General features: G+C 62.7%; 27 protein-coding genes. 13 read left to right on the plus strand and 14 right to left on the minus strand.

Going from position 1 to position 16592, the window contains the following annotated elements; all coding sequences use genetic code 11:
* Positions 1 to 43 precede the first annotated feature (43 nt).
* Genes BBTA_RS38310 through BBTA_RS31025 form a run of 13 tightly spaced genes read right to left on the minus strand, consistent with a single transcriptional unit; the run spans position 44 to position 7772 of the window.
* On the minus strand, positions 44 to 1918 hold the full coding sequence (locus BBTA_RS38310; RefSeq protein ID WP_012046448.1) for a phage/plasmid primase, P4 family: 1875 nt from the start codon (positions 1916 to 1918) through the stop codon (positions 44 to 46).
* On the minus strand, positions 1915 to 3180 hold the full coding sequence (locus BBTA_RS38315; RefSeq protein WP_049795417.1) for a CHC2 zinc finger domain-containing protein: 1266 nt from the start codon (positions 3178 to 3180) through the stop codon (positions 1915 to 1917). The genes BBTA_RS38310 and BBTA_RS38315 overlap by 4 nt, the downstream gene beginning before the upstream one ends.
* A gap of 1 nt (position 3181) precedes the next feature.
* Entirely contained in the window at positions 3182 to 3565 is a 384-nt protein-coding gene (locus tag BBTA_RS30990; RefSeq protein WP_041750991.1) for a hypothetical protein, read from the minus strand.
* Positions 3562 to 3918, minus strand: coding sequence for a hypothetical protein (locus tag BBTA_RS30995; protein WP_012046451.1), 357 nt, complete (start codon positions 3916 to 3918; stop codon positions 3562 to 3564). The genes BBTA_RS30990 and BBTA_RS30995 overlap by 4 nt, the downstream gene beginning before the upstream one ends.
* A complete protein-coding gene (locus BBTA_RS31000; protein ID WP_041750992.1) occupies positions 3915 to 4517 on the minus strand; it encodes a hypothetical protein in 603 nt (200 codons plus the stop codon). The genes BBTA_RS30995 and BBTA_RS31000 overlap by 4 nt, the downstream gene beginning before the upstream one ends.
* Positions 4514 to 5704 carry a site-specific DNA-methyltransferase gene (locus BBTA_RS31005; RefSeq protein WP_012046453.1) on the minus strand — a complete coding sequence of 397 codons (1191 nt, stop codon included), beginning with the start codon at positions 5702 to 5704 and terminating at the stop codon, positions 4514 to 4516. Before BBTA_RS31005 ends, BBTA_RS31000 begins: the two co-directional genes overlap by 4 nt.
* Before the next feature lie 10 nt (positions 5705 to 5714).
* Positions 5715 to 5843, minus strand: coding sequence for a hypothetical protein (locus tag BBTA_RS41695; protein WP_256374680.1), 129 nt, complete (start codon positions 5841 to 5843; stop codon positions 5715 to 5717).
* Positions 5840 to 6004, minus strand: a complete 165-nt coding sequence (locus BBTA_RS40965) for a hypothetical protein (protein WP_012046454.1) — start codon at positions 6002 to 6004, stop codon at positions 5840 to 5842. Before BBTA_RS40965 ends, BBTA_RS41695 begins: the two co-directional genes overlap by 4 nt.
* Positions 6004 to 6480: a single-stranded DNA-binding protein gene (ssb, locus tag BBTA_RS31010; protein WP_012046455.1), complete on the minus strand. Its 477-nt coding sequence runs from the start codon at positions 6478 to 6480 to the stop codon at positions 6004 to 6006. Before ssb ends, BBTA_RS40965 begins: the two co-directional genes overlap by 1 nt.
* On the minus strand, positions 6477 to 6623 hold the full coding sequence (locus BBTA_RS40970) for a hypothetical protein (RefSeq protein ID WP_168167931.1): 147 nt from the start codon (positions 6621 to 6623) through the stop codon (positions 6477 to 6479). The genes ssb and BBTA_RS40970 overlap by 4 nt, the downstream gene beginning before the upstream one ends.
* Positions 6620 to 7057, minus strand: a complete 438-nt coding sequence (locus tag BBTA_RS31015; protein ID WP_012046457.1) for a hypothetical protein — start codon at positions 7055 to 7057, stop codon at positions 6620 to 6622. The genes BBTA_RS40970 and BBTA_RS31015 overlap by 4 nt, the downstream gene beginning before the upstream one ends.
* Positions 7058 to 7060: 3 nt before the next feature.
* Positions 7061 to 7366 (minus strand): hypothetical protein, encoded by a 306-nt coding sequence (locus BBTA_RS31020; RefSeq protein ID WP_012046458.1) that lies wholly within the window; start codon positions 7364 to 7366, stop codon positions 7061 to 7063.
* Between the two features lie 16 nt (positions 7367 to 7382).
* On the minus strand, positions 7383 to 7772 hold the full coding sequence (locus BBTA_RS31025; RefSeq protein ID WP_041750993.1) for a hypothetical protein: 390 nt from the start codon (positions 7770 to 7772) through the stop codon (positions 7383 to 7385).
* 410 nt (positions 7773 to 8182) lie between these two features.
* Here BBTA_RS31025 and BBTA_RS38320 point away from each other — a divergent pair, with 410 nt between their 5' ends.
* The 13 genes from BBTA_RS38320 to BBTA_RS31080 all read left to right on the plus strand — a co-directional run bounded on the left by BBTA_RS38320 (position 8183) and on the right by BBTA_RS31080 (position 14726).
* On the plus strand, positions 8183 to 8887 hold the full coding sequence (locus BBTA_RS38320) for a hypothetical protein (RefSeq protein WP_148221537.1): 705 nt from the start codon (positions 8183 to 8185) through the stop codon (positions 8885 to 8887).
* 200 nt (positions 8888 to 9087) lie between these two features.
* Positions 9088 to 9435: a hypothetical protein gene (locus BBTA_RS31035; RefSeq protein ID WP_041750994.1), complete on the plus strand. Its 348-nt coding sequence runs from the start codon at positions 9088 to 9090 to the stop codon at positions 9433 to 9435.
* Complete coding sequence (locus tag BBTA_RS31040) at positions 9417 to 9686, plus strand: hypothetical protein (RefSeq protein WP_041750995.1); 270 nt, start codon at positions 9417 to 9419, stop codon at positions 9684 to 9686. The genes BBTA_RS31035 and BBTA_RS31040 overlap by 19 nt, the downstream gene beginning before the upstream one ends.
* Entirely contained in the window at positions 9683 to 10015 is a 333-nt protein-coding gene (locus BBTA_RS40975) for a hypothetical protein (protein ID WP_012046463.1), read from the plus strand. Before BBTA_RS31040 ends, BBTA_RS40975 begins: the two co-directional genes overlap by 4 nt.
* On the plus strand, positions 10012 to 10185 hold the full coding sequence (locus BBTA_RS40980) for a hypothetical protein (RefSeq protein WP_168167932.1): 174 nt from the start codon (positions 10012 to 10014) through the stop codon (positions 10183 to 10185). The genes BBTA_RS40975 and BBTA_RS40980 overlap by 4 nt, the downstream gene beginning before the upstream one ends.
* A gap of 145 nt (positions 10186 to 10330) precedes the next feature.
* Positions 10331 to 10591: a hypothetical protein gene (locus BBTA_RS31050; protein ID WP_041750997.1), complete on the plus strand. Its 261-nt coding sequence runs from the start codon at positions 10331 to 10333 to the stop codon at positions 10589 to 10591.
* Between the two features lie 5 nt (positions 10592 to 10596).
* Positions 10597 to 10887, plus strand: coding sequence for a hypothetical protein (locus BBTA_RS31055; protein ID WP_012046466.1), 291 nt, complete (start codon positions 10597 to 10599; stop codon positions 10885 to 10887).
* Between the two features lie 286 nt (positions 10888 to 11173).
* A complete protein-coding gene (locus BBTA_RS31060; RefSeq protein WP_012046468.1) occupies positions 11174 to 12334 on the plus strand; it encodes a site-specific integrase in 1161 nt (386 codons plus the stop codon).
* Positions 12331 to 12501, plus strand: a complete 171-nt coding sequence (locus BBTA_RS40985) for a hypothetical protein (RefSeq protein WP_012046469.1) — start codon at positions 12331 to 12333, stop codon at positions 12499 to 12501. The genes BBTA_RS31060 and BBTA_RS40985 overlap by 4 nt, the downstream gene beginning before the upstream one ends.
* Positions 12502 to 12628: 127 nt before the next feature.
* A complete protein-coding gene (locus BBTA_RS31065; RefSeq protein ID WP_012046470.1) occupies positions 12629 to 12877 on the plus strand; it encodes a type II toxin-antitoxin system RelE/ParE family toxin in 249 nt (82 codons plus the stop codon).
* Between the two features lie 12 nt (positions 12878 to 12889).
* The gene (locus BBTA_RS31070) at positions 12890 to 13321 is read left to right on the plus strand and encodes a helix-turn-helix domain-containing protein (protein ID WP_012046471.1); all 432 of its coding nucleotides are present in this window, start codon (positions 12890 to 12892) and stop codon (positions 13319 to 13321) included.
* A 64-nt stretch (positions 13322 to 13385) separates the two neighbouring features.
* On the plus strand, positions 13386 to 13763 hold the full coding sequence (locus tag BBTA_RS31075) for a hypothetical protein (RefSeq protein WP_041750998.1): 378 nt from the start codon (positions 13386 to 13388) through the stop codon (positions 13761 to 13763).
* Positions 13764 to 13856: 93 nt separating this feature from the next.
* Positions 13857 to 14726: an STM4504/CBY_0614 family protein gene (locus BBTA_RS31080; protein WP_012046473.1), complete on the plus strand. Its 870-nt coding sequence runs from the start codon at positions 13857 to 13859 to the stop codon at positions 14724 to 14726.
* Positions 14727 to 15675: 949 nt separating this feature from the next.
* Here BBTA_RS31080 and BBTA_RS31085 read toward each other — a convergent pair.
* Positions 15676 to 16509, minus strand: coding sequence for a hypothetical protein (locus tag BBTA_RS31085; RefSeq protein WP_244424209.1), 834 nt, complete (start codon positions 16507 to 16509; stop codon positions 15676 to 15678).
* Between the last annotated feature and the right edge of the window lie 83 nt (positions 16510 to 16592).

Raw genomic sequence — 16592 nt, forward strand, 5'->3', positions numbered from 1 at the left:
TGCGGGTGTAGGGTTGGCGGCGACCGTACACCACGCTACACGGCTACACGGGAACGGGCGCGTCGTCGGCGCCAGGATGCGGCGGAACGTCGTCTCGGCCCATGCCGTCGCGCTCGGGCACGTCATGCAGCTGCACATTCAGGTAGCGCATGCCGGCGTTGGATCGGTGCCGCTCAAACCCCTTTTCTTCCATCACGCCGGCGAACGCCTTTTCGCCCCATGGCTTTTGCTCGTTGACCGAGCACCACGCGACAAAGGCGCCGTACATCTGCCGCGCCGGCACGAACGCCGCGCCGGCGTGCGCGGCCGGCGGCGGCAACACCGTGACACATTGCCCGACAAACGCGCCCACCGGGTCCATACGCTCACGATAGGCCGCAGTAGCCGCGACAACCTCGGGCGGCGGCTTCAATCCGCCGTTCAAGTAGTTGAGCGTGCCGGCGACGAGCCAATTGAGGATGCCGCTCGCCTCGGCCATTAGCTCGGCGAGCACGTCGGGCATCGGCCGCTTTTCGTGATCCGCGATCGTGATCCCCCAAGGCACGAGGTTGATACGGCGCCAAATGCCGTGATCGACGCCGGAGATTTTCGGCTTGTGATTACCTGATAGCACGATCTTGAAGTCGGGCCGGAACTCGAAAAAGTCCTTGAAATTAGCCCGCGTGAGCATCGGCTCGCCGCCTGTTAATGACTTGATCAGCCCCTCTTTGAATTGCACGTTCGGATCGGGCTCGCCGGCGCGCAACAGCCGGCAACCGGGCAAGCGCGCGAACTCCGGGGACGCCTGCGATCCGCTCTTTTGCACGTCGCCCGAGATCGATTCGAACGGGATCGTTTGCGCGTATGGGCCGCTGATGCGGCACATCAGTTCGACAAACGTCGATTTCCAGTTCGATCCGCCACCATAGTTGAAGATCAAGCATTGCTCGCCCGTGAGGCCGGTCAAAGCATAGCCGTGATAGCGCTGCAAAAACCGCCTGATGTCCGCGCTCGGCTGAAACCGCCGCAACGAGGCATCGAACGTCGGGCACTTCGCTTTCGGATCATAGTCAACCGGCGCGACCTTTGTCATGTAGTCCGCACGGTTATGCTCACGAAACTCGACGCGCCACCTCTTGAGCACCTGGTTAGAGTGATCGCTCGCGTCGGGATCGGGCATCTCGTCGGCGACAAAGCAGAGCGTGCCGTTGCGCACGTTGAACGCCAGCTTATCAGCGTCGAGTTTGTCGATCTCGATCGTGTGATGCGGCATCGCCTGATCGAGCATGTTGCGCACCTTGGCCGCGTTGCCGCTTGAGATCGCGTATTTGCGGCGGGCGACTTGGCGGCTCGCCAAGGCGGTTTGCGCGGCCTCGCCGGCGGCCACAACACGCATCAGCATTTGCCAGCGCTGATCTTTGCGCGCCTCGGCGCCCTTGGCTGCCTCGATCGCTCCCGCCGCGTCTCGGGCTTGGCTCGCGGCGTCAATGGCCTTCTGTTCGTTCGGTGTCGCGGCCATCACGTCGGCCTCAAGCACGATGCGCTCGGCCACCTTTTGCGCGCAACGTGTTGCCGCCTCGATCCCGCCCTCGCGTTCCCAATGCGTCCCGACCCACGCGTGCCAGCCCATATCACGCACATGCACGAGATCGGCGCCGAACCATTGCAACAAGCGCTTGCCGTTGCCGGTGTCGTTTTGCGGCTCGTGCGAGCACGCGACGATGATTTCGCGCGGCAACGTATCGGCGTCGGCGGGCCGCTCGTCATCAGCCGGCGCGACATCCTCCTCGCCTGCCCCTTCAAAATTGGACCCCCCATCGGCGGGGTGCGGGGCATAGGAGGCGGCGGCGAAGCCCGAGAGATCGGCGTCGTGATCGCCCTCGATCCATGCCGCGATTTGCTCGTGCGGTGGCACGTTGTCGTCGTCGTGGTTAGTCATTTGCTCTTGCCTTGCAGTGCATCATTGTAGTCGAGGCCGTCGGGTGCGAAGCGGACGCGAATCGTGCGGCCGGCGCGCGCATGGCGGCGTGAGGCGCGTTCCAGCGCGTTGCGCGTCAGGAACGGCTCGGAGTCACCGTCACCAAGCAAGATCAGCTCAGCGACGTGATCGGGCACCGGCATTGCCGGCGATTGCGGATCGGGATCGGGGCCGGGCACGCGTTGCGCGCGGCCGGCTGCAGTCTTGAGCGTCGGATGCGGCACCGTCTCTAATGCCCTTCCGGCGAGGTTGCCGAGATCACCGGCAGCGCGTAACGTGGTGCGGGACATATCCCGCCCAGCACGCAACAACGCCGTGTAGACGGCTAAAACCGTCTCTATGCCCTCGCCGACGATCACGCGCGGGTGCGGCACGCGTTGCCCCTTGAGGCCGTCGCTCGTGCCGAGATCGATGTAACACCCGGCTTTCGTGCCGCGCATTTTCTTGGCCGGCAACACCTCGCCGGTTTCGGGATGATGCACGATCGCCTTGCAGCGCTCAGCCGAGGTGTCGATCCAAGTGATATGCAAACCGCGGAACACGCCGGCGGCGTCGAGGAACGGCGCCAGCATCGCCGGCCCGCGATGCACGAGCAACGGCTCGTGCTCGCGCCCGTCGGCGAACAGCGGCATGTCGGGATGAAACCGCAACCTCGCGTTCTCGGGCGCCAGGACGCCACGGCACGCGAGATAATCCTCGACGCTCGATCCTTGCCAGCGCGAGCCGGCTTGCCAGAAATCATAAAGCCGCTTGCGCTCGCGCTCGCGTGCGAACACCTCATAGTCGGCGCGCTTGCGGCCATCGCCCCAACCGCGAACCCACGCCATGCGCAAATCGGGATCATCGCCGAACGGCGCCGGCACCTCGCCGAGCGGTTCGCCCGCCTGATATGCTCGCAACCCGGCCATGCGGGCGAGCGCCGGCGTTGGCTTCTCATCGCGCACGCCGCCGAGCCGTTCGATCGCCGCGCGGAAATCCACCCCCTCGCGCTTCTGCACGAGTTTGATCACGTCGCCGCCGTCTTGGCATTGGCCGGCGCAAACCCATTTGACGCTGTTGCACTCGAATTTCGTCGCGGATCGGCCTTGCGGGTTTTCCGAGCACATAGGACACGGCCCGATATAACCCTTGCGGCCGTTGCGCCGCAGTTTCACCCATCGCCCGGCGATCTCGTGCACCGGGTTGCGCTCTTTCAGCGCCAAAAGCTCATGATCAGGGATCATCTTAATCGTACCGGATTTCGTCGTCTTGATCGGCCTCGCCGCGCTCAAGCTTCACGAGGCGATCCAACATCACGGCGTCGGTGCGCACGCGCTCGATCAGCCGCGACACGGCGTCAAAGATCGCGGCAAGCCGCTCGCGCTCGGCGAGCACACGTTGCGCAGTTTCGAGCGCCACGCCCGTTAGCTTCCCCTCGGCCAACTCGGCGCGCGCCAGCTTGGCGCCGATCACATGGCGCCCTTGCTCGTTGTCGATGACCGTCACCATGTCGAGCCAGTTGATCCGGCCATCGCGGGGTGCGGGGCTCGACGGCTCGCCGCGCCCCGCCATATCCACGCGCCCGAATGTCATGCCGCCACCGCCGTTTACCCGTTTCGGCGTGATCATCGCCGCGCCGCCGTGATCAGCCGCGCCGCCTCGCACCACTCGCGAACCTTGTGCAGGATCGCACGGCGAGCCGCGTCGGCGTCTTTGGCCGGCCTCGGCGTGTTGGGCATGCCGGGCAGATAGATGGCCCAAAAATAGCCCTTGCTCGTCGTGTCATGCGTCACTGCGCCAACCGTGACGACGCCGAGCCGCGCCTCGATCGTGTGCGCCCGCTCGTCGAAAGTGACGTGCACCGGCACCAGGCCGGAGGGATCGGCGCGGCCCGAGCGACGCGCGTCGCCCGGCTTGGATTGGTAGTCGGGATTCGGCTTGCGCCGAACCTCGACGATGAAGGATTGCCCCCGGTTGCTCATGAGCGCGCGTAGTCCGCAAAGAGGCCGACGATCAGCCGCTCGGCCTCGTCGAGCGTCGAAAGCTTCCAATTGGCTTGCTCAGTGAAAAACGGATGATGCCGCACGAGCGGATCGTCGCTCACGATCGCGAGCGGCTTTTGCAGCGCGTAGCACCACGAGATTTCGCCGATCGTGCCGACGGAGCGTTGCACGCCCTTGCGCACAATGCGCTTAAGCGACTCGGCATCGGCCGCGATCGCTTCCGTCTCCTCGCTGTCAACCGGTCCGACGATCGAGCTAACAACGCCCGACAGACTGCCCATGCGATCGGCGATCGCGCCCAGCTCGGCAACCTCGGGCGGCGAAGGCAGATAGGCGAGCGTGAGATCGCACGCGCGGAGATCAAGAAAATTCTTGCCGAGGATCGCCGCCGGCGTGCCGAAACACGGATCGGCATAGTGGAGATCGTACCGCGTGCCGACCATGGGCTCGCAGCGCAGCGGCGAAATGCCGATGATGCCGTGCGGCGCGAGCCGGGCGATCATATCGCGGCGCCAATCGTTCGCCTCTGCGCCGGTTGCGCCAAAGATCGGGCCGGCAAGATAGATTTTCGGTTTCATGTAGTCCCCCACAAGCTTGCGAACAGCGTGCCGGCCTCGAAAGGCGTGTCGGTGCCCTTCGCCTTGATTAGTTGGCGCTTGCGCTCGTCAGGGCCGGCCAAGGCCGTGCGCATGCGATCTGCGATGTCGTCTTGAAATTGCTTGTCCAACTCGACGAGGATCGAGCGGCGGCCCTCGGCGAGCGCCGCCTCGCCGGTGGTGCCCGAGCCGGCGAACGGATCGAGCACCGTTTGCCCTGGCATCGACACGAGCCGCACGAGCCATTGCATCACGTCGAGCGGCTTGACCGTCGGATGCCGCGAGCCGGCGCGATCGCGGCTATCGGCCTTCGGGCTGTAGAAGAACCGATCGGCGCCGCCCGGAAACGCGCCGAGCGCCGCCGGCGAGCCGTCGTGAATGACGTTTGACGGGTTGCGATCCTGATCGGTGCCCTTGACGCGGCACGCGTCGATGTTGAGCGTTCCGGTGCCGAACGCGGCGAGGTTTTCCGCGATGGTGCCGACGAGCGGCTTGCGCACCATCACAATAGGCTCGAAAGCCGGCTTGAGAACGATGTCGGCGCCCTCATAGAATGCCGCGCTATGCGTCACCGGCCCGCGCGCGATCTCGTCGATGTCGAGTTGATCGCCGAGATAGTGGCGATCCATAAACTTGCCGATCGGCTTGCCATGCGCGAAGCCCGAGCCGAACACCCACGCGAGGAGATTGCCGGCGCTCGATCGCTCGACGACGCATTCGAGGAACGCGAGCCGTTGCGCATCCGACAGCAAATCAAGGAAGGCGGCGACGCGGTGCGAGGCGTCGATGATGTCGAGCACGGCCTCGCGCACTTCAAAGCCGGCGGCGACGAGCGCATTTTGCAGGCCGCCGAAATTGTTCGCCGCCGAGAAGGCGACGACCCACGCGCCGGGCTTCAAGACGCGGTACACCTCGCGCCATGTCTCGGCCTTGTGCGCGACATCGCCGACGATCGCCGGCTTGCCGACGAAATTCGCAAGCGCGCCCTGATAGACGCGCCCTTGCGCGACGGCCGAATCCTCTTTCCCGAACCGCGCCGCCACCTTGGGCAGGACATAGGGCGGATCGCAAACGCAAGCGTCGATCGACGCCTCGGGCAGCGACGGCAACACCGCGAGCATATCGCCCCGGTGCAGCGTCACGCGGCCATCGCAGAAGGATTCGGCCATCGCTGCGCCCTCACACCCCGAAGGTCGAGCGAAGGGCGCCGGCGAGACGCCAGCGCAGGAAGCCGGCGCGGGTCTTAACGTCGGCATCGACGCCCGGCGTGCGCATGATGGTGTCGAGGAGATCGAGAACAGATTTCACGTCTTGCCCTTTCCCTTGATCGGCAGTCGCGCAGTGTTGCGCATCGCCTCAGCGATTTTCTCGCGTAGTTCGCGCTTGGTTGGTTCGGAGAAATCAGCGGGCCGCTCGGCCTCGCTGCGCTGATCTTGCCACTCGGCGCGGCTATCGAAGGCCGGCGCCATCAGAACGGAATGTCGTCGTCCATGTCCGCATTGCGCCCGGCGCCAGCGGCCCGGCGCGGTGCGGAGGATGTCGGCTCGCGGTTGAAGTCGTGCCCCGATCCATCGTTCGCCGGCACCCCGTCGCGACGGCCGCCGAGCAAGCCAAGCTTGCAGTCGAACCCCTGACAAACAACTTCCGTCACGTAGCGCTCGGCGCCGCTCTGATCCGTCCATTTGCGTGTCTGCAAAGAGCCGGTGATAAAGACGTGCGCGCCTTTCTTGACGTACTGTTCAATGACCTTGCAAAGGTTCTCATTGAACACGACGACGCGGTGCCAGTCGGTTTTTTCCTTGGCCTCGCCTGTTGTCTTGTCGCGCCACTTCTGCGACGTGGCGAGCGAGAAATTTGCGATCGGCCGGCCGTCTTGCGTGCGCCGGATTTCGGGATCGGCGCCGAGATGGCCGATCAACTTCACTTCGTTAAGGCTGAAACTCACTCCCGTTCCCCATCGGTTTGAGCGCGCATCTCCTCGAAACGCATCTCGGTTTGAGCGCGGTCGAGCGCGGCGGCATCGTTCGCGCGGATCGCATCGAGCGCGGCGTCGAACGCGCTCATGTAGTCGGGCGCCTCGCCGATCAAGCGAGCACCTTGCGCGCCGCTGCGTTGGCGTCGGCGGCCCGGCAAATCGCCATGAGCATGCCGTGCATCGGCAGCGGCATTCCCTTGAGATCGAAGCGGAGAAGATCGCGCGACACTTCTTGCGCGCCGGCGCGATCGAGATCGGCGTGATGCTGACGAAGCGCGGCGAGCATGTCGCCGAGCGGCGCCGGCGCCGGCGGCTCGTCGGCGTCGGGCATGTCGTCGGGATCGCCAACGGCATGCGCCAGCGGCGCCGGCACGGTGGTTTGTTCGGCGAAGTGCGGGCGAACCGCCGGCAACACGCCGGCGGCCTTCTCGCCGCGCCAGAAGCGTTCGACGGTGATCTCTGACACGCCGTTAGCGCGCGCGATCTGCGCCTTTGTGAGCGCGCCGAGATAGCCGTGCCGCAACCTGATTTTCGTTGTCTCGCGCATCGATCAGGCCGCCTTGACCGAACCAAGATCGCGCAAGATGCGCGCGACGGCGCGGGTGCGCTTCTGCGACGCGTAGAACGCCACATAGGCCGCATGGATGACGCCGGCGAGCGGCGCGCCGTTGTGATTGGCGACGGCGGCCTTGGCGGCGGCCTCGCGAGCGCCGTTCGCCATCACGGCCCGATCGTAAAGCCGCGCCTTATGGTTGGCGGCAATGACGTACGTCGCCGACGTGCGCCACCATCCGAGGAAGCCCGAGCGGCGGGCGAGGTTGCGGCGAGCGCCGCGATAGCTTGAGGAGTCGCGCATTGTCAGTTTGGCCCTGTTAGTTGCGGAAACGCGGTGATCGGATCGGGCAAGGCGTGTCGTCGCCCGGATAGAGGCGCGCGACGGCACGGCACACGGCCGGCGTCGAACAGTCTTGATCGCGGCATGCGGGGCACCCGAGCGGGCGGGGTGCGGGGCGAGCGCGGCCGGCGCCGCGCGGGTTGCGCACGCCATCGACGGCGCAGGCGCATTCGCCGAGGCGCGCCGTGCATGTGCAGCGAAGCGTCGCGAGCCAAAGCGCTGGCGCCGGTTCGATGTAGTCGAGCACGTCGCCCGGCCGCCGGCGCGTCAAAGCATCACGCGCCCAAATTCCCCCGATCGTGACGATGATCGCGGCGCCGGCGGCCAACGAAACAATCCCGAGATCGTGCGCGATCTCGGTCAACATGCGCGCGCCTTTCGCACAACGTCGCCCCGCTCGACGGGCGGCTTTGCCGATGTCGTGGCGTGAACCTTGACGATGCGAGAGAAGACAAACGGCGAGCGGCAAGCCGGGCAAGCGCACGGCATCGCGTCGCCCTGCCCGTCATGGGCGACGGGTTGACGATTGGACATGAAAACCCCCACGCGAAGGCGTGCGGCATCCGCCGCCGTCGCGACCCCAAATTCAGAATGTCAAGAGTGAGAACCCCCACAGGACGGCATACCCAATCCGCCGAACCTGACGCCAAAAGACTAGCCTGATTCGCTAGTTTATGGTCAATAGACCCTTGTCAATATGACTAGTTTTCAAAGCCATTCTTTTGCGCTAGGGACTTGAGAAGTTTACGAAATATTTTTTTCGTGCAGAGGGGCACCGTGGCGCGCAAACGCATCCGGCCAAACCGGATTTTCGAATTAACCAAACAACGCAAGTGGACCTATCAAGAGGTGGCGCAGCGCGTGCGCGATCTCGCCGAGGCCCGACACGACGCCAACCGCGCGAAGTGCCACACAATTACAATCAACAAGCTCGCCACCGGAGATCAGAATTTGACTCAAGAATGGATGACGTTGCTCGGCGAAGTGTTCGGCGTGCCGCCCGCCGAGATCATCGCGCAACCTCTTGCTGAAAACCTGTTGCGCGTCACTGTGACGTGTGCGTTAGAGGGCGGGCACTTCAAAAAGGGTGCCGCGTTACCAGTTGCGGAACAGTTCGACATCATGATTCCCTTTTCCGATGAATTGAATAGCCTCGCGCTCTACGCCGGGGAAATACGGGGCACTGACAACAATCTCAGATATTCGGCCGGCGCGATCGTCATCCTGGCCAAGCTTGAGGCCGGCGCAGTCAACCGTCCGGCCGAGCTCGTCGAGGGCCGGCGCTATCATGTGCGCGTCACCCGGCACGACGGCATGATCGAGGAGTCGATCAAGCAAGTAGCGCTCGGCCCCGAGGGGCAAGTTTGGCTCAAGCCCGAGTCGAGCGATCCGCGTCACGCCGCGATCCCGTTACAAGGCCGCGACGGCTATACGGTCGAGATCCTCGGCCGCGTGCGCGGCGTGTTTCTTCGCGAGGATTGAGCGAACTAACACCGCGACATCATCGCCACACGCACAAAGCCGCGTCGCTCCCGACGCGGTTTTTTTGTGCGCTGCAAAAACCCACAGCGCCGCCGAATTGTGGACAGGCTTCGGCAAAATTCCGTTTTACTAGTGGAAAAGACTTGTTGACCCGACGGAATCAAACTAGCCATATCGACTAGTCACCGTTGAGGTTTTGGATGCGCCCATTCGATCTTTCCACACTCCCGCATCTCGCCGCCGGCGAGCCGGGTTGCCACGACATCGCGACGCTCGGCCAAGCCGCCCGCACCGCGATCCTTTCCGCCCATCTCGGAACTCTGCGCCGCGCCGGCTCGCATTGGTACGGCCCCGACAAGCGCTCGCCGATCAACCGCCGCACCATCGCGGCGCTGATCGAGCGCCGGCTGATCTATTCCAGCGACCCCAACACGGCCCGGATCACGAAACGCGGCCAATGGTGCGCGCGCACGATCGGCAGCGAGATCGCCGGCACCGCCCTTCACACCAGCAACGAGGAGGGAGCACTATGTCGCGACGCCGCCTGACCGAGGGATGCTTGCACGCCCTGCGTATCCTCGCACCCGACCCGTCGGCATTGCACCCGATCTACAACCGAACGGTCGCGCTCAACCTTCGCGTCGTCGAAACCGTATTTCCTGAATACGTGCGCATTGTACCGATGCCGGTACGCGGCCCGAACGGCGAGCGCCCGCACTTCGCGGCGATGATCACGGCATCCGGCCTCGCGCACGTCACCCCGCGCAAGACGCGCAAAGCAAGAGCGGTCCGGCAATGATTTTGTCCTATCAAATCCCCGAATGGCACCCCTACCAACGTGCCGCATTCGCTCTACACGATGTCGAGCGCGAGATTGAGAACCGGCGCAATTCCAAGCACCAGGTCGAGCGCAAGATTTTGCCGAGCCTGATCGCCAAGCGCGATCGGATCGCGGCGGAAATCGCGCCACTCAAAGCCGCGTATGAAGCCGCCGAGCAGCGCGCCGTGAAACGGCTGTTGTCGCCCGTTGTTAGTTCGGCGCTGGCGACGCCGAGCACAACGCAGCCAAGCGCCGCCGGGACCGATCACCTCGACATTCCCGCTTTCTTGCGGAGGCAGTCGAAATGACGACTACGCAAACCCTGATCGTGCGCGACTCTAACGAGAAGATTATCGACACGATCGAGATCGAGCCGGGTGCCGAGATCACGAGCGCCGACCGGCGCACCATCCTCAACACTCGCAAAGACGCCGCGACGATCGAGATCGTCGGCTCGATCGAGAGGCGCCCATCATGACCCGACAGCAGGAGGCAGACGAACTGCTCGACTTGTGGCGCCGACAAGCCCGGCGAGGCATCCCCCCTGCCGAGCGGGAGTTGCCCGACGTGCGCGCCGTCGAGGAGATCGCTCGTGCTCGTTCGGCGAAAGCGAGGCCCCAACAATGAGCGAGATCGTCTTTCTACGCGACGCAATGATGTCGCGCGAGGCGTTCGAACAGTTGCCGGCGTGCGTCACGGGCGCCAGCGGCGCCGACGTGTACCGCACGGCAAAATCGCTCGGCGGAAAACTCTGCCGGGCGCTGATCTCGCGCGATGGTCAACAGGCATGGCACGCCGTCGCACTGGGATACTTTAATGGCACCGAGCGCGCGCTCGCGAGCCGCATCATCGTCTCACATGGCCGCTACCAATCCGAGGACTGACAGCAATGATCGCATTGCAAGCTTGCGCTTGCCCGCGCTGCAAACGCGCGAGCCGACCGCTCGCGTTCATCGCCGACATTCGGCGGATCACCGAGAACACGATGTCGCTTCTTGCGGCACGTAAGGCCGAGCGCGACGCAATCCTCGCCGATCTGCTTAACGCGCTCGAGGTCTTGCGCCGGCAACGCGGTGTAGCGATCGCGATCGAGGCCGGAGCCGAACACCTCGCCGAACTCGACGCCGAAGAGGCCGCCTATTTTGCGCGGGCGCGCGCGCTCGGAGCGGCCTGGGCATGATGGCCTATCACCTTCTCATGGGTTTGCTGATCGGCAATGCCGCGATCGCGGCTTGGGCGCTCGCCTGACGATGGCCGCCGGCGGGCGCGATCCCGCTGGCTCATTCTTGGTTAACGGGGCGGGGAATGGCACCGAAACTTTACACACTCGACGAGGCGGCGGCGCAATTTCGGGTTTCTAAGCGGGTTTTCGCAGAGTTTATCGCAGTCAACCCCTTTTACCGTACTATTGGGCGTGCGAAACTCTTTACCGATCAGGACCTTGCACAACTCTATGAGCGGATGGAATGCCCCTCAAACTCTATCAGCGGCCCAACTCACCAAATTGGTACATCAGAGGCACCGTCAAAGGCGTCTACGTCCACGAGACTTGCGAAACTGATGTCAGAGCGGTTGCCGAGGAAATCCGCGCGAAACGCGAGTGGGAAATCCTGCAAAGTGTTGTCCATGGCATCAAGGCGGGCGGCACGTTCGAGGCCGCAGCAGTCATCTACTTAGAGAACGGCGGCGAAGCGCGATTCCTACAACCTCTGATAGATCATTTTGGGATCACCCCGCTCGACAAGATCGATCAAACAGTCGCCGACGACGCCGCGAAGAGGATTTACCCCGGTCTCGCCCCGGCAACGCTCGATCGTCAGTTTTACACGCCTCTCTCGGCCGTCATCAACAAAGCCCATCAGCACGGCCCGAAGGGCTTTTGTTCACCGGTCAAATTCAAACGCCCTAAGAAGCCCAAGGGCCGCGTGCGTTGGATCACACACGCCGAAGCGCACAAGCTGATTGAGGCATGCGCGCCGCATCTCAGACCGCTTGTCGCCTTCCTGTTCTACACCGGCGCCCGTTGCGGCGAGGCGCTTTGGCTCGATTGGCGCAACGTCGATTTGCAGCGCGGTGAGGTGCAGTTCCTCGACACAAAGAACGGCCGAGATCGCGGCGTGCCGCTTCACCCGGATATTGTCGCGATCCTTGCCAATCTGCCCCACCGCGAGGGCGAGGTGTTCCGCAAGCCGGGCCACAAGATCACCAAATGGTTGCCGAGCGGCAGCAACAGCGGCGAGCTGATCGAGACGGTTGAATACACTCTCGGCGAGCCATATGCCCCGCTCGATCCCGACGACGAGCGCGACGTGTCGGCCGGTTCGCGGATCAAGAAAGGATTCAAGGCCGCATGCGATCGCGCCGGGATCACCGATTTTCATCCGCACGATTGCCGGCACACTTGGGCAACGTGGCACTATCGACAAAACCGGGATCTAAACCGCCTCAAGGAACTCGGCGGATGGTCAAGCCTTGAGATGGTGTTGCGCTATGCGCACCTCAACGTCGAGGATGCCGCGCCATCGATCCACAACATGCCGTCGATCGGGCCGGCGCCTGCGACGAAACAACCAGGCCAAAACGTGTCACCGGCCCGGCGCAAGGCCAAGAAGGGCGCGGCAGCATGACCGCCGAGCGCGCCAAGGCTTTTGCAGCCATCATAGGCGGCGTGTGTGCGATCGGAGCGGCTGGCGCCGCTTCGTACGGCTACACGCTTGCGGCCATCGTAGCCGGCGGGATTTTGATTGTCGCGGGGATCGGCCTCGCCGCAGGATTAGGAGGGGAAGGAAGCTGATCCCTAGATCAGTCCGGCGAAGGCCGCGCGCGTGGCGGCCCGCCACTCCAAATAAAATAGAGCGTAGGCCGAAATAATATCGCTTACAGCCATTGACGATAATATCGCTATAAGCTATATTCTCGTCATGAAAACGATCGCTTACACCCTCACCGCAATGACGGCCCTCAAGCGTCACGCCAACAAGGCTAAGCTGATCCGGGCTAAGATCGAGCAGTATGCGGCAAACCCGGAAGCACAGGCCCGCAACGTCAAAGCGCTGGTTGGAAGCGATCGTTTGCGGTTGCGCGTTCAGGATTTCCGCATCCTGTTTACTGAGACTGCCGACACCATCACAGTTCACGACATCGGCCCGCGCGGCGGGATTTATGACTAAGGACAAACCGACATGCCCGTGATGACCAAGAGCCCGAAAGGCGATGACATTGTGATCTTGTCCCGCAAGGAATACGATCAACTCGTCGCCGCAGCCAATGAAGATGCCGCCGACGCGGAAACTCTCCGCCGCTCGATCGCCCGCGTTGAGAGCGGCGAAGAAGAAACCTTCAGCAGCGCCGAGGTTGACGCATTCCTTGCGGCGAAAACGCCGCTCGCGTTCTTCCGTAAGAAGCGCGGCTTGAGTCAAGATGATCTCGCCAAACGCGTGGGCATCACGCAAGGCTATCTGTCCGAGATCGAGGGCGGGCGGAAAAGCGGCGACGTTCAAACGCTGCGCAAGCTCGCGGACGCGTTGAAAGTAACAATCGATAGTTTGGTGCCGGATGGGCCGAGCGAGGCAGAGTCACCGCGCCCGAGCACGAAAAAGCGCAAGGCGTCGTGAATGGCGATCGCGGCCACGCACGGCCCACATCATTCAAGCGTGACAACCCTCATTGGACCACACCATGAAGGCGACGACGGAGCAAACGACGGTAAGGCTGATTCCCCACGAGGAGAGTTTCGAGGTACGGATCAGCCGATATTTCTACTTTGACGACAACGCGGGGCGACGGTCGATCAACGGCCGGCCGGATCGAAAGGCGGCGCAATCAGCCGCGCAAGCCTTCGCCCGCAGCGCGAGCCCGCCGGCGCGCGAATCCGCGCCGATGTTCGAAGATGAACCGAGCGGCACCACGATCGACCACGCCGCCGCGATTGTCGCGGCATGGAAGCGTGACCACGGCTTACCGTTGCTCTCTCCCGAGGTATGCGGCGAGCTCGCCAAGCGCATCTGCGCAGCGCTGCATGATGCCTACGAAGCCGGCCGCGAGGAGGCACCATAGCGACGAACGCCCGGCTGGTTGCAAAGCAGGGACGCCAAGCCAAGACAAAAGTAGTAGCTTGAGAGCCGAATCCTCAACCTTAGAGGGGCAAAGATGCCAATTTTCGAAACGTATTTTGAGCGAATGCAACGACAGCAAAAAAGTGGCGGTCCCGATGTCTACATCTACGACGATATTCCACAACATCTAAAGCACCAGATCATTCACATCTGGGACTATGCTTTTTCCGGACTAACGATGCAAAGGACACTTGAGGTCTTTTGGGGGATAGAAAAGACTACCGCCGCAGCGCTCGGCATTCCGCGTTTGACCGGGAATCCGGACCCTTTCGCATCTTGCAAGGAATGGCTTTTGGACATGCACCTTGTCGAAGGCGCACTGACGATAATCGAACTGTCTGCGCGCGCGATGAAGAGCTTTCAGAAGGATACATTTATTGATGACCTAAATTTTCGATTCCGACAAAGCAGCATAGGTTACCAGTTCGAAAACGGCTTTATCATCAAAATCAACGACCAATTCGTGCATGCTGAAATCGTCAAGCCGGCGCTCGGCCTGCTGTCACGCAATCCCATTTTTAAGACCGCGAACGCCGATTTCGTCGCGGCGCACGCTCACTACCGCGCAGGAGAAAATAGGCAGGCTGTGACCTTCGCCGGCAGTGCATTCGAGTCCACGCTCAAGGCGATCTGCACAGTAAAGGGTTGGCCTTACGAAAAGGGAGCCCGTGCGACGGACCTGATCAAGGTCGTGAACGCCAAGGGATTGTTTCCCGACTACCTCGACAAAGGATTTGAGAGCTACATAGCTGCGATGAAAACCGGCTTACCCGGCGTTCGCAACGATGCGGGTCCCCATGGCGGCGCACCCGACACGCCAAAAGTGCCGGATTACATTGCTGCTTACGCCATTCACCTATCAGCAGCAAACATCGTTCTGGCTATCGAGGCGGCGAAGGTTTAGCGCAAAATCCGCGCAGCCGCCACGCAAAAATGCAAAAACAAACGCTATATCAAAGCGATAGATTACCCCCTCCCCTACGTTCACACGGGAGAGGTCCAAGGTTCGATCCCTTGTGCGCCCACCATTAAGTCCGACAATTCAGTGACTTATACTAACCGCTCCCTTACGGTGTGCCCCAACTCAGCCGGGGCATTCTGGGCACACGATAATTTTAGCGATCGACGTCGTTTTCGCCGGCCCCATGCCACAAGTGCGTTGCCTGCTGCACGAGCGAGGGGATTGGCTCGACAAGACGTCGAGCAAGCGATTTGGGCGCTGGGTTCAGGGTGAACTTCGTCGAATTTCACGTCGACGGCGACGAGAGTGGGATTCGAACTCCCGCTCAATTTTCGAATCTGGACCTAACCTTTTCGCTAGGAGCGACACCGTCCACAGCCACGTGGCGTACCCAAATCGTTTGAAAAACCGGCGGTGCGATCCGCGTCGACCAAGGCTCGGAGTTCGTTTCGCGCGATCTCGACATCTAGATTTACCAGAAAGGCGTCGTGCTGGACTTCTCGCGGCCCGGCAAGCGGGATGAAGGCATTCTGGGTCGGTTTGCCGGGCGCGATGTAGTGCCACTCGATCTCACTTTCCTGAAGCGCGCAGCATGGCCATGCCGGTCAGCTCGGTGCCGCCGTCGGGCAAGGGGAGCCGAGTCACCTTCAACCAGCGAGCTTCGCTTGCAAAGTCCGGAAATGGTCCTTCGCGACGTATCTCGCTGCTGCACGAGTTTTGGCCGCCCTGGGAGCATGGCGGTCAGTGCGTGGCACCCCAGCCGATACCAAAAGATGAGAAACGTGGTCGGGTTGCAAGTCGGCCGGCTGGGTGCCTACCAGGCCAAAATATGAGGCGAGAGGACTTTCTTCGTAGACACCGCGCAAAGTCGGAGAGCCGCCAACAACGGATTTCACGGCCTCGATAGGAAAATCGGCGTCCGCAAGGTCAAAGTGTAAGCCGGCTTTGGAACCCACGATACTTCGGCTGTGACCCCAAACAGCCGATTGTCGTCGTCGTCCATGCGATCGAGATCCAGCCGGACGACCGGCTGCGTGAAGGGGCGAACCACGCTTGCGTTGAGTAAGGTCGCCCCTTCGAAATGCTGGATGCCGATGCGCCCGGTGAACTTCCAGTTGTTGGGCCACTGGTAGTAACCTCCGACATACCCGATCGAGTAGGAGCGGATGCTGGCGAGGTCGCTGGCAACGACGGTCTGGTTGTTCTGGAATCCCGTAAGGAGTCCGCGGGTGGCGTCCTCGTCGAGGGCATAGTCGAATTCGAGGATCGAACTGAAAGATGTCGTCGCCAGGGGGCCTGGAGGAAGCGACTGCGTCAATGTCGTCTGCAATGTCACGGACGGCAGAAAGCCGCCGTTCTGGTCGTAGAGTTGCGCCTGCAAGCCGATGTTCCAGCTCGACGTGACGAAGTCCGACCAGCCTCCACCGTCGAACCGGGTCGAGTTGCCGGATACCCCGCCGTAGATCGAAAGGCTGTCCGTGACATCGACCGTCAAGGGCAGATCGACGCTGACGGCCGTGGCCGCCGGGATGCTGATGGATGCGGCCGGCAGCAGTCTGCTCAGGAGAGAGGCCGGGCCGAACCCCAGTCCCAGCGATCCCGCGGGGATGCGGGCATAGCTGGTGCGCATGTCCAGGTAGATTGCGGGCGATGTGGAATGATCCGCGGGGTCAGCCCCGGCTGCCTGACGAACGGCGAGAACCGAGAGCGCGAGAGCTCCGCCCACCGCGAGCTTCGCACGATCACCCCTGCTGCCCCTCACGATCACCTCTCCCGGCTCAGACCGGAAACTCGCTGCCGGTTCATCAG

Source organism: Bradyrhizobium sp. BTAi1 (assembly GCF_000015165.1).
Taxonomy (GTDB): Bacteria; Pseudomonadota; Alphaproteobacteria; order Rhizobiales; family Xanthobacteraceae; genus Bradyrhizobium; species Bradyrhizobium denitrificans.

Coding starts and splice junctions, on each gene's coding strand:
- BBTA_RS30995 (WP_012046451.1), bottom strand. CDS start 3,918: ATGAGCAACCGGGGGCAATCCTTCATCGTCGAGGTTCGGCGCAAGCCG.
- BBTA_RS31055 (WP_012046466.1), top strand. CDS start 10,597: ATGATCGCATTGCAAGCTTGCGCTTGCCCGCGCTGCAAACGCGCGAGC.
- BBTA_RS31035 (WP_041750994.1), top strand. CDS start 9,088: ATGCGCCCATTCGATCTTTCCACACTCCCGCATCTCGCCGCCGGCGAG.
- BBTA_RS31050 (WP_041750997.1), top strand. CDS start 10,331: ATGAGCGAGATCGTCTTTCTACGCGACGCAATGATGTCGCGCGAGGCG.
- BBTA_RS31015 (WP_012046457.1), bottom strand. CDS start 7,057: ATGCGCGAGACAACGAAAATCAGGTTGCGGCACGGCTATCTCGGCGCG.
- BBTA_RS31080 (WP_012046473.1), top strand. CDS start 13,857: ATGCCAATTTTCGAAACGTATTTTGAGCGAATGCAACGACAGCAAAAA.
- BBTA_RS31060 (WP_012046468.1), top strand. CDS start 11,174: ATGCCCCTCAAACTCTATCAGCGGCCCAACTCACCAAATTGGTACATC.
- BBTA_RS31000 (WP_041750992.1), bottom strand. CDS start 4,517: ATGAAACCGAAAATCTATCTTGCCGGCCCGATCTTTGGCGCAACCGGC.
- BBTA_RS38315 (WP_049795417.1), bottom strand. CDS start 3,180: ATGATCCCTGATCATGAGCTTTTGGCGCTGAAAGAGCGCAACCCGGTG.
- BBTA_RS31020 (WP_012046458.1), bottom strand. CDS start 7,366: ATGCGCGACTCCTCAAGCTATCGCGGCGCTCGCCGCAACCTCGCCCGC.
- BBTA_RS31040 (WP_041750995.1), top strand. CDS start 9,417: ATGTCGCGACGCCGCCTGACCGAGGGATGCTTGCACGCCCTGCGTATC.
- BBTA_RS31075 (WP_041750998.1), top strand. CDS start 13,386: ATGAAGGCGACGACGGAGCAAACGACGGTAAGGCTGATTCCCCACGAG.
- BBTA_RS31065 (WP_012046470.1), top strand. CDS start 12,629: ATGAAAACGATCGCTTACACCCTCACCGCAATGACGGCCCTCAAGCGT.
- BBTA_RS40965 (WP_012046454.1), bottom strand. CDS start 6,004: ATGGCGCCGGCCTTCGATAGCCGCGCCGAGTGGCAAGATCAGCGCAGC.
- BBTA_RS31070 (WP_012046471.1), top strand. CDS start 12,890: ATGCCCGTGATGACCAAGAGCCCGAAAGGCGATGACATTGTGATCTTG.
- BBTA_RS31005 (WP_012046453.1), bottom strand. CDS start 5,704: ATGGCCGAATCCTTCTGCGATGGCCGCGTGACGCTGCACCGGGGCGAT.
- BBTA_RS40985 (WP_012046469.1), top strand. CDS start 12,331: ATGACCGCCGAGCGCGCCAAGGCTTTTGCAGCCATCATAGGCGGCGTG.
- BBTA_RS31025 (WP_041750993.1), bottom strand. CDS start 7,772: ATGTTGACCGAGATCGCGCACGATCTCGGGATTGTTTCGTTGGCCGCC.
- BBTA_RS40980 (WP_168167932.1), top strand. CDS start 10,012: ATGACGACTACGCAAACCCTGATCGTGCGCGACTCTAACGAGAAGATT.
- BBTA_RS30990 (WP_041750991.1), bottom strand. CDS start 3,565: ATGATCACGCCGAAACGGGTAAACGGCGGTGGCGGCATGACATTCGGG.
- BBTA_RS38310 (WP_012046448.1), bottom strand. CDS start 1,918: ATGACTAACCACGACGACGACAACGTGCCACCGCACGAGCAAATCGCG.
- BBTA_RS40975 (WP_012046463.1), top strand. CDS start 9,683: ATGATTTTGTCCTATCAAATCCCCGAATGGCACCCCTACCAACGTGCC.